7 protein-coding genes are annotated in these 9,659 nt (G+C 68.9%); 5 read left to right on the top strand and 2 right to left on the bottom strand.

Annotated elements, in window-relative coordinates; all coding sequences use genetic code 11:
- Positions 1-103 precede the first annotated feature (103 nt).
- A complete protein-coding gene (locus FCG67_RS16080) occupies positions 104-1,498 on the top strand; it encodes a lysine N(6)-hydroxylase/L-ornithine N(5)-oxygenase family protein (RefSeq protein WP_136910732.1) in 1,395 nt (464 codons plus the stop codon).
- Positions 1,495-1,734 (top strand): MbtH family protein, encoded by a 240-nt coding sequence (locus FCG67_RS16075; RefSeq protein WP_027503481.1) that lies wholly within the window; start codon positions 1,495-1,497, stop codon positions 1,732-1,734. Before FCG67_RS16080 ends, FCG67_RS16075 begins: the two co-directional genes overlap by 4 nt.
- A 31-nt stretch (positions 1,735-1,765) precedes the next feature.
- Here the strand turns inward: FCG67_RS16075 and FCG67_RS16070 are convergent, their stop codons facing one another.
- Both FCG67_RS16070 and FCG67_RS16065 read right to left on the bottom strand, forming a co-directional pair.
- Positions 1,766-3,208: a threonine/serine exporter family protein gene (locus FCG67_RS16070; RefSeq protein ID WP_246045108.1), complete on the bottom strand. Its 1,443-nt coding sequence runs from the start codon at positions 3,206-3,208 to the stop codon at positions 1,766-1,768.
- 1 nt (position 3,209) lies between these two features.
- Complete coding sequence (locus FCG67_RS16065) at positions 3,210-3,584, bottom strand: nuclear transport factor 2 family protein (protein WP_136910731.1); 375 nt, start codon at positions 3,582-3,584, stop codon at positions 3,210-3,212.
- Positions 3,585-3,734: 150 nt separating this feature from the next.
- Between FCG67_RS16065 and FCG67_RS16060 the strand changes: the two genes are divergently transcribed.
- The 3 genes from FCG67_RS16060 to katG are packed head-to-tail and all read left to right on the top strand — an operon-like array spanning position 3,735 to position 9,645.
- Positions 3,735-6,911 (top strand): multicopper oxidase family protein, encoded by a 3,177-nt coding sequence (locus FCG67_RS16060; protein WP_136910730.1) that lies wholly within the window; start codon positions 3,735-3,737, stop codon positions 6,909-6,911.
- Positions 6,912-6,953: 42 nt separating this feature from the next.
- Positions 6,954-7,469, top strand: coding sequence for a Fur family transcriptional regulator (locus FCG67_RS16055; RefSeq protein ID WP_136910729.1), 516 nt, complete (start codon positions 6,954-6,956; stop codon positions 7,467-7,469).
- Positions 7,456-9,645 (top strand): catalase/peroxidase HPI, encoded by a 2,190-nt coding sequence (katG, locus tag FCG67_RS16050; protein WP_136910728.1) that lies wholly within the window; start codon positions 7,456-7,458, stop codon positions 9,643-9,645. The genes FCG67_RS16055 and katG overlap by 14 nt, the downstream gene beginning before the upstream one ends.
- The last annotated feature ends 14 nt before the right edge of the window (positions 9,646-9,659 follow it).

The raw sequence follows: 9,659 nt of genomic DNA, 5'->3' as shown, positions 1-9,659 counted from the left end.
GAATTAGGGTAGGCTGCGCTACTATTCAGCGCGGCCCGAATGTTGGACCCCGAGCTATGTCAGCAACAAGCAGCACTGCCGCCGGCCGAACCGGCGAGGATGGATGACCGTCATGGATACGACTCTCTCGGCCGCTGACCGCGACCAGTCGCCGACCTACGACCTGGTCGGTGTCGGCTTCGGGCCGTCCAACCTGGCGCTGGCCATCGCCATCGAGGAGCACAACGCGAGCTGCGCCCCCGGCGACCGGATCCGGGCGCACTTCCTGGAGAAGCAGGACCGCTTCCGCTGGCACCCCGGCATGCTGCTGGACGGTGCGACCATGCAGATCGCGTTCCCGAAGGACCTGGTGACCTTCCGGAACCCGGCCAGCTCGTTCAGCTTCTTCTCCTACCTGTTCGACAAGGGCAGGCTGGTCGACTTCGTCAACCACCAGACCTTCTTCCCGACCCGGCACGAATTCAACGACTACCTGCAGTGGGCGGCAGGCCGGGTCGACGCCGACGTGCGATACGGCACCGCCGTCACCGGCGTTCGCGGCCTGCCCGCCGCGGATGGGGCGGTGGACGAGTTCGAGGTCGAGACGGCCGACGGGCAGGTCCTGCGGACGCGGAACCTGATCGTCGGGGCCGGGCTGCGCGAGCGGATCCCGGAGTGGGCGACGCCGTCGGCGCGCTGCTTCCACAACCATCAGTTCCTGTTCCGGATCGACGAGCTGCCCGAGCTGCGGCACCAGCGCTTCGTGGTGCTCGGAGCAGGCCAGAGCGCGGCCGAGGTGGTCCAGTACCTGCACCGCAACTACCCGAAGGCCGAGGTGCACAGCGTCTTCTCGCGCTACGGCTACAGCCCGGCCGACGACAGCCCGTACGCCAACCGCATCTTCGACCCCGGCGCCGTCGACGAGTTGCACGGTGCCGACAGCACCGAGCGCGAGCGGATCCTGACCCTGCACAAGAGCACCAACTACTCGGTGGTCGACATCGAGCTGATCAACGAGCTGTACACCACCGAATACCAGGAACTGGTGCGCGGCCAGCGGCGCCTGTTCATGCGCCGGGCCTCGGAGATCGACGGCGTGGTCGAGACCGAGGAGGGCATCGAGGTGAGCGTGCGCAGCAGCCTCGATGGCCTGACCGACTCGCTGATGTGCGACGCGCTGGTGCTTGCCACCGGGTTCACCCCCACCCCGCTGAGCAACCTCATCGGCGACCTGGCCCCCGAGGGCGGGGTGGCCACCGAGGTGGACCGCGACTACCGGCTGGTCACCCCCGAGAACGTCCGGGGTGGCATCTACCTCCAGGGCGGCACCGAGAAGACGCACGGCCTCACCTCGTCGCTGCTGTCCAATGTCGCCGTTCGCGCCGGTGAGATCCTGAATTCTGTGCTGGATAATCGTCCCGACCACGGCGATCTTGATAGGGTCGAGGTGTCCGCTGGGACGGAAACCTCAGCGCTGGAAACACCGATGAACGAATTTGCGACAAGCGAGGCCAGATGAGCACCAATCCCTTTGACGACGAAGACGGCCGTTTCTACGTGCTCGTCAACGACGAGGACCAGCATTCGCTGTGGCCGACGTTCTCGGACGTCCCGCAGGGGTGGCGTGTGGTGTTCGGTGAGGACAGCCGCCAGGCGTGCGTCGAGTACGTCGAGGCCAACTGGACCGACATGCGCCCGAAGAGCCTGCGTGAGGCCATGGAACGCGACGCTGCCGAGCGCGGGAACCAGAGCTGACAACCCGGCGCCACCGGCGCCGGCGCACTGACTACGACGCCCGATTCTGACCCGACCGCCGTCGGCTCAGGGTCGGGCGTTTCAGCGTTCCGGTGCGGCGCAGGATCCGCGGCCGCCGCATGGTCCGGGCGATCCACTCGCCGAGCGTGACCCCCGCGGCGAGCGCACATCCGATGCCGAACGCCGACAGCAGCGCGCTGAAGCCGTCCAGCAACTCGTTGTTGAGCAGGGCGTACAGGCCGCGGTAGAGGGCGAGACCCGGCAACAGCGGGGTGATGCCCGCGACCGCGATCACCTGCGGCGGGGTCAGCGCCCGGCGGGCCAGGATGCCGCCGACCGAGCCGACAACGGTCGCGGCGATGGCCGAGGCGATGACCGGGCCGATGCTCACGCTCAGCGCCAGGGCGTAGACGAGAATGCCGGCTGCGCCGCCGATGCCGGCGACGGGCAGCGCCCGCCGCTCCGCGTAGCAGGCCACCGCGAAGAACAGCGAGGTGAACGCGCCCGCGACCACCTGAACCGGGATCTGGGCCAGGGCGGGCGGAGCGACGGTGGTCAGCACCGGCAGCGTCGAACCGAGGGCGCCCGCGATGCGCAGCGAGATCGCGACGCCCGCGATGATGCCGCCGGTCATCATGAGGACCTCGAAGAACCGCGCGACGGCGGTGATCGGTGCGCCGGTGATCGCGTCCTGCACCGAGCCGACAAGCGACAGCCCCGACAGCAGCACGATCACCCCGGCCGCGATGATCAGTGACGGCCGGATGGTGATGCCCAGCTGGTCGCTGAAGGTATAGAGCAGGCTGGCAGGCGCGGCGGCGATCAGTCCGCCCACCACGTGCTGGAAGAAGAACGGGAGCCCGATGGCGTTCAGCCTGCGGTTGACCCGGTCGATGACCATGGTGGTGAGGAAGCTGACGATCGCCACCAGCAGGCCGCCGCCGAGCAGCACCGAGGCGGACGCGGCCATCGACGCCCACGCCAGCGTCGCGGTCCAGCGGTTGTAGGGATGTGGCGCGCGGGTGATCCGGGTCAGCTCGTCGTGCGCGTCGTCCGGGCTGACCGCCTCGGTCCGCAGCCGGCGGGTGAGCCGGTCGACCGCGGCGAGCCGGGTGAAGTCCAGTGCCCGGTAGTGCACGATCCGCATGGTGGCCGCGGGCGGCATCGTCGGCCCGCGGTGTGCGCTGATGCGGATCGCGTTGTAGGTGACGTCGACGTCGCAGCGCGCGAGCCCGTAGCTCGCGGCGACGAACTGGACCTGCGCGGTGGTGTCCATCGCGGAGGTGCCGGACGCGAGCAGCACCTCGCCGGATCGGAGGGCGATGTCGAGGACCTCGGCGACCTTGGCGTCGTCGGTCAGGTCGATCGGCTGGAGCGGCGCGGGGGCCGATGTCTGGTCGTCGACCACCGCCCGCTCTTCACCGATCAGCCGGTTCAGCGAGGTGAGTGCGTCGCGCAGGCGCCCCCTCGCCACGTCAGGACACCGCGTCCGCTTCGCTCAGATCCGTTGCCGCAAAAGCTGCTTCGAGGTCGTTGTGCCGGAAGATCGAGGTCACCTGGTCGTGCACCACTCGGAAGGCGGTGGCGACGGTCGACTTCTCGTCGGGCTTCGAGGCCCAGCTGGCCTCCTCCTCGACCACGACGACGCCCTCGTGCACGAACATGCGGCCCGGGGTCAGGGTCAGGCTCGCGCTGGAGGCCCACTCACGCAACGCTGTGAGACCCTGTCCGGCACCCTGCGGGCCGCCCACCTCGACGTCGTCGCTGGACAACGCGAGGAGGGTGTCGATGTCGGAATCGTTCAGTGCGTCGTGCCACGCGAGAACCGTGGCGATCTCCGAGGTGCTCATGCCGTCCACGCTATCGGGTTTCCCGCCGCGGGGGCCGCGCACGGGCCGAGCGCAGTTTCGTGTGCGACCGCCGCGGCGGCGAACTAGGCTTTTGAGGCGCTGACGCTGGAGCGCCGGTGCCCGTATTCGTTCACGGAACGGGGCAGCGAGATGGTCGCGAATCGTCGAAGGCCGATCGCCGTCGTCGCGTGCGCCGCGGTCGCCATGGCGCTGGTCCTCACCTCGTGCTTCTCGACGACGGGGGAGCCTGGCGTCAACGCAGGCCCCGATGGTGCCCCCGCCAGATACCGGGAGCCGGTCAAGCTGTCGAGCGAGGACGGCGTGCTCGAGGTGCGGCTGTCGGCCCACCAGGGCACGGTCGCCCTCGACACGGCCTCGGGGCCGGTCTCGAATTTCCTGCTGTTCGGGTATGAGGTCATCCGGGGGACGGCCTCGGACGGCTCGACCGAGGGCCAGGACGTGTACCCGGCGCCGACGTTGCGGGTCGATCCGGGCGAGCGCCTGATCATCCACTACGACAACGACCTGCGGGGCCTGACGATCGAGGACTTCAACGACCCGGCCTTCACCCCGGCGGGCGGCGACGTGCCGATCTATCCGCAGGCGCTGGCGTCCGCGCCGCTGAACCTGCACACCCACGGGCTGCACGTGAGCCCCGACGGCAACGCCGACAACGTGCTGCTCGACATCCCCGCCGGGATGGGCAACCGCTACGACTACGCGGTCCCGGAGGACATGCCCAACGGAATGTACTGGTACCACAGCCATCGCCACACCCTCACCGCGCAGCAGACGTACCTGGGGCTCGCGGGTCTGCTGGAGATCGGGCGGCCGGACGGAAACCTGCCGTTGGTGACGCAGAACGAGATCCCGATCCGCGACATGGCGTTGCAGTACAACTTCGTCGTCGACCGCAAGGGCAGCGGCCGCCAGCTGAACAACGCGTACTGGTCGCAATGGGTGAGCACCTTGAAGCCTCCGGAAGGAGCGCAACTCGCCGACGGCACCTACCGGCCGAGCCTGGCCCCGGTGAACTTCGACGAGACGACGAAGGGCTCCCGGTACATCACCAACTGGTACACCGGGCCGCTGTCCCCGGCCAACCATCGTGGGCAGAACCAGTTCATACCCGGCAACCTGCAGACCTTCACCAGCGACACGGTGACCGTCCCGGCGGACCCGTCGCTGCCGGACAACCAGCGCGACGTCCAGTTCACGATCAACGGGCAGTTCCAGCCGGAGCTGAAACTCGCGCCGGGTCAGACGGAGATCTGGGTGCTGGCGAACATCAGCGACATCGCCTACATGCCGCTTCGGCTCACCGAGACGGCCACCGGAAACCATCCGAAATTCGCGATCGTCGGGCAGGACGGCAACCCCTTCACCCGGGTGGAGCCGCCGGTCGGCGGCGACGGCACCCGGCTCGTCGTACCGCCCGGCTCACGGTTCGCGATCGCGGTGACGATGCCGAAGACCGGCGACCTCGTCCTCGACATCCCGCCGCTGGAGGGTGCGAAGCCGGTCACGAACCCGGGCGTGCTCTACACCAACGACGGCACCGAGAACCCGCCCGCGGTGCTGGGCACGGTGACGGTGGACCCATCGGTGATCAGCTACGCCGACGGCTTCTTCACCTTCCCCACCCAGACGCTGCTGCACGCGACCCCCGGCGGCGGGCAGGGACAGACGACGGCCTTCGAGCCCGGCCAGAACCTCGACACATACACGTCTTTCGTGGACACCTCGGTGATGACGCCGGACGTGAAACGGACGCTGACGGTCTCGGGCGGCTTCGGCAACGACAAGGCCAGCAAGAGCGATCCGAAGGCCTTCACCTACGAGTTCGACGACAACACCTTCCCGAACATCCCCCTGCTCCAGCCACGGCTGAACTCGGTGGAGGAGTGGACGATCACCAACCTGAACAACGACGAACATCCGATGCACATCCACGTCAACGACTTTCAGGTGATGGAGGTCGTGGATCCGGTCGCGGGCACCAGGACCGGCGTGCAGCCGTGGGGCATGGACAACGTGAACGTGCCCGCGCCGGTGACCGACGAGAACGAACAGGCGCTCGAGCCGGCCTCGGTGACACTGCGGACCAAGTTCACCGAGTACACCGGCACCTTCGTGATCCACTGCCATCGTCTCAATCACGAGGACAACGGGCTGATGGCGCTCGTCAGCGTGATCCCGGAGGTGTCGACGTACGCGGTCGCGGTGCCGGGGTCGCCCGGCACACCCGCGACGGTGCGGGTCCACGACGGCACCGGTGACAGGGTGATCGCCGCCGTCACGCCGTTCCCGTCGTTCGAGGGCACCCCGACGGTGGCGATGGCCGACGTGAACGGCGACATGGTGCTCGACCTCGTCGTCGGTACCGGTGCGGGCCGCGAGCCGGAGGTGGTGGCCTACGACGGAGCCGACCGCGCCGACGGCGCGTTCAGTGCCGAGCTGACCCGGTTCGCCCCGTTCGATTCCGGGTTCCGCGGCGGGGTCAACGTCGCGGGCGTCGACATCGATGGAAACGCCTTGGCCGACAACATCATCGTGGGCACCGGCCCGGGCGTGGAGACACAGATCAAGGTGTTCTCCTCGACGCTGCCCAACGGGAAGGGCGAGGCACCGGAGGTGTTCTCGAGCTTCACCCCGTACCCGGGGTCCGAGGCGGGGGTGTCGGTCGCGACGGGGCTGGTGGACACCGCCTCGGGCCGGGCCAGCATCGTGACTGCGCCGGGCCCGGGGGAGGCGCCGCGGGTGAAGACCTTCCGCTACGACCTGTTCGAGCCGACCGCGGTCGCGGCGGCGTCGAAGAGCGGCCACGGCGGGCACGGCGGCACGGGCGCGAGCGGTGGCGGTACCGACGAGCCGACGATGACGTCGGAGTTCCTGGCCTTCGACGAGGGCTACCGCGACGGCGTCTCGCTCTCGACGGGCTGGGTGGCCGGTGCCGAGGGCGGCGCGAAGAGCATCGTGACCGGCATGGCGGGCGGGCCGGGCACGGTGCGGGTGTGGTCGAGCGGCTCGCGGCTCGACGGCGCGCCCGGGATGTACCTCGACAGCCCGGATCACCACTCGGGCCCAGTGGATTTCCGGCAGATCGCCTCGTTCGAGCCGTTCGCGGGCGGCGGGGTGCAGGTGGCCACCACGAGCACCACCACCGGCGCGGACCTGCTCGTCAGCGGCGTCGGTGCGACGGGATCCGAGGTCCGCAAGTTCGGGCTTGGCCGGGCGGACCCGCAGTCGACGACGCTGACGCCCGCGCCGCTGGGGGCGCTTCCCCCACTGCCCGCCGCGGGCGCGGTTCCGCTGGGCGGACGGTAGTTCCGCGATCGACCCCGAAAACTCTTGACCGAGTCCAGAACGATGCGCCATTGTATTGAGGTGCCCTCCGCGAGGGAATACGCAGCGCATTTGCGCACGGCAGAGCTTCGCGTGACCCGCCCCCGGGCCACGGTGCTCGAGGCTGTGCACAAGCACCCGCACGCCGACACGAAGACGATCTACCGCGCCGTGCGCGCCGTCCTGCCCGAGGTCTCCCGCCAAACCGTGTACGACGTGCTGCAGGCACTCAGCGATGCGGGCCTGGTGCGGCGGATCCAGCCGGCGGGCACCGCCGTGCGGTACGAGGCCCGCGTCGGCGACAACCATCACCACTTCGTCTGCCGTACGTGCGGGGTCATCGCCGACGTCGACTGTGCGGTCGGCGCGGCCCCCTGCCTGACCGCGCCCGACGACAGCGGTTTCGTCGTCGACGAGGCCGAGGTCACCTACTGGGGATCGTGCCCCGACTGTTCGGCAGCACAGATTTCGCGACCAGGTTCGCGATCGCAGTCCGATTCACCCACTCCTGGAAGGAAGGACCGTCGTGTCCAACAGTGAAAGCGAATGCCCGGTAATCGGCTCCCCGAGCCCGCAGGAGCACCGGCCCAGGACCAACCGGGACTGGTGGCCGAATCAGCTGGACCTGCAGGTTCTCCATCAGCACTCGCCGCTGTCCGACCCCATGGGCGAGGACTTCGACTATGCGGCAGAGTTCGCGACGCTCGACGTGGACGCGCTGAAACGGGACGTCATCGAGTTGATGACGGCGTCGCAGGACTGGTGGCCTGCCGATTTCGGACACTACGGGCCGTTGTTCATCCGGATGAGCTGGCACGCGGCGGGCACCTACCGCATCGCGGACGGCCGTGGCGGTGGGGGCGAGGGCGCCCAACGCTTCGCTCCCCTCAACAGTTGGCCGGACAACGCGAGCCTCGACAAGGCACGGCGGTTGCTCTGGCCGGTCAAGCAGAAGTACGGCCGGAAGATCTCCTGGGCGGATCTGCTGGTGTTCGCCGGCAACTGTGCCTACGAATCGATGGGGTTCGAGACGTTCGGCTTCGGCTTCGGCCGCGAGGACATCTGGGAGCCCGACGAGGTGTTCTGGGGGCCGGAGGACACCTGGCTCGGCGACGAGCGTTACACCGGCGACCGGGAGCTCACCGGTCCCTTCGGCGCCGTGCAGATGGGCCTGATCTACGTGAATCCGGAAGGGCCCAACGGAAACCCGGACCCGCTCGCCGCGGCCGTCGACATCCGTGAGACCTTCCGCCGAATGGCGATGAACGACGTCGAGACCGCCGCACTGATCGTCGGCGGCCACACCGTCGGCAAGACCCACGGCGCGGGACCGGCCGACCTCGTCGGGCCCGAGCCGGAGGCCGCGCCGATCGAGCAGCAGGGCCTCGGCTGGAAGAGCTCCTTCGGCACCGGCGTCGGTGGGGACGCGATCACCAGCGGCCTCGAGGGCACCTGGACGCCCACCCCGACCAGGTGGGACAACAGCTTCCTCGAGACCCTGTACGGCTACGAGTGGGAGAAGGCCAAGAGCCCGGCAGGGGCGTGGCAGTACATTCCCAAGGACGGCGCCGGGGCGGGCACCGTCCGCGACGCGCACGATCCGTCGAAGTCCCACAGCCCGGTGATGCTGACGACGGACCTCTCGCTGCGCCTCGACCCGGTCTACGGGCCGATCACCCGGCGCTGGCTGGACCACCCCGAGGAACTCGCCGAGGAGTTCGCCAAGGCCTGGTACAAACTGCTGCATCGCGACATGGGGCCCGTCTCGCGCTATCTCGGCCCATGGGTTGCGGAGCCCCAGTTGTGGCAGGACCCCGTCCCCGACGTCGATCACGATCTGGTCGGGCCGGACGAGATCGCCGCGCTCAAGGCCACGGTCCTGGGGTCGGGTCTGTCCATTCCCCGGCTGGTCGGTGCGGCATGGGCGTCGGCTGCCTCCTTCCGCGGCACCGACAACCGCGGCGGGGCCAACGGGGCGCGGATTCGGCTTGCGCCGCAGAAGGACTGGGAGTCCAACAATCCGGCAGGCCTGGCCGAGGTGCTGCAGACGCTCGAGCGGATCCGGGGCGACTTCAACGGTGGGAGGTCCGACGGCAAGAGGATCTCGCTGGCCGACCTGATCGTGCTGGCGGGTGGTGCGGCGGTCGAGCAGGCCGCGAAGAATGCCGGGCAGGACGTCACGGTTCCGTTCACGCCGGGCCGCACCGACGCCGCCCAGGAGCAGACCGACGTGGAGGCCTTCGAGGCTCTCGAGCCAAGGGCCGACGGGTTCCGCAACTACCTGCGCGCCGGGGAGAAGCTGCCCGCCGAGCGGCTGTTGCTGGACAAGGCAAATCTGCTGACACTGACCGCTCCCGAGATGACGGTCCTCATCGGTGGGATGCGCGCACTGAACGCCAATGTCGGGCAGTCCGCGCACGGTGTCCTCACCGACCGGCCGGAGATGTTGACCACCGACTTCTTCGTGAACCTGCTCGACATGGGCACGGAGTGGAAGGCATCGGCCGAGTCCGAGAACGTCTACGAGGGCCGCGCTCGCGGCACGGATGAGGTCAAGTGGACGGCCACCGTCGTCGACCTGGTCTTCGGTTCGAACTCGCAGTTGCGCGCGCTCGCCGAGGTCTACGCGAGCGACGACGCGCAGCCGAAGTTCGTGGCGGACTTCATCTCCGCGTGGGACAAGGTGATGAACCTGGACCGGTTCGACCTCGCCTGATCACGGCACGGCGC

This window comes from Rhodococcus oryzae (assembly GCF_005049235.1).
In the GTDB taxonomy this organism is placed as follows: domain Bacteria; phylum Actinomycetota; class Actinomycetes; order Mycobacteriales; family Mycobacteriaceae; genus Rhodococcus_G; species Rhodococcus_G oryzae.
Note: the sequence above shows the minus strand (reverse complement) of the source record. Positions and strands in the feature narration are given on the sequence as shown.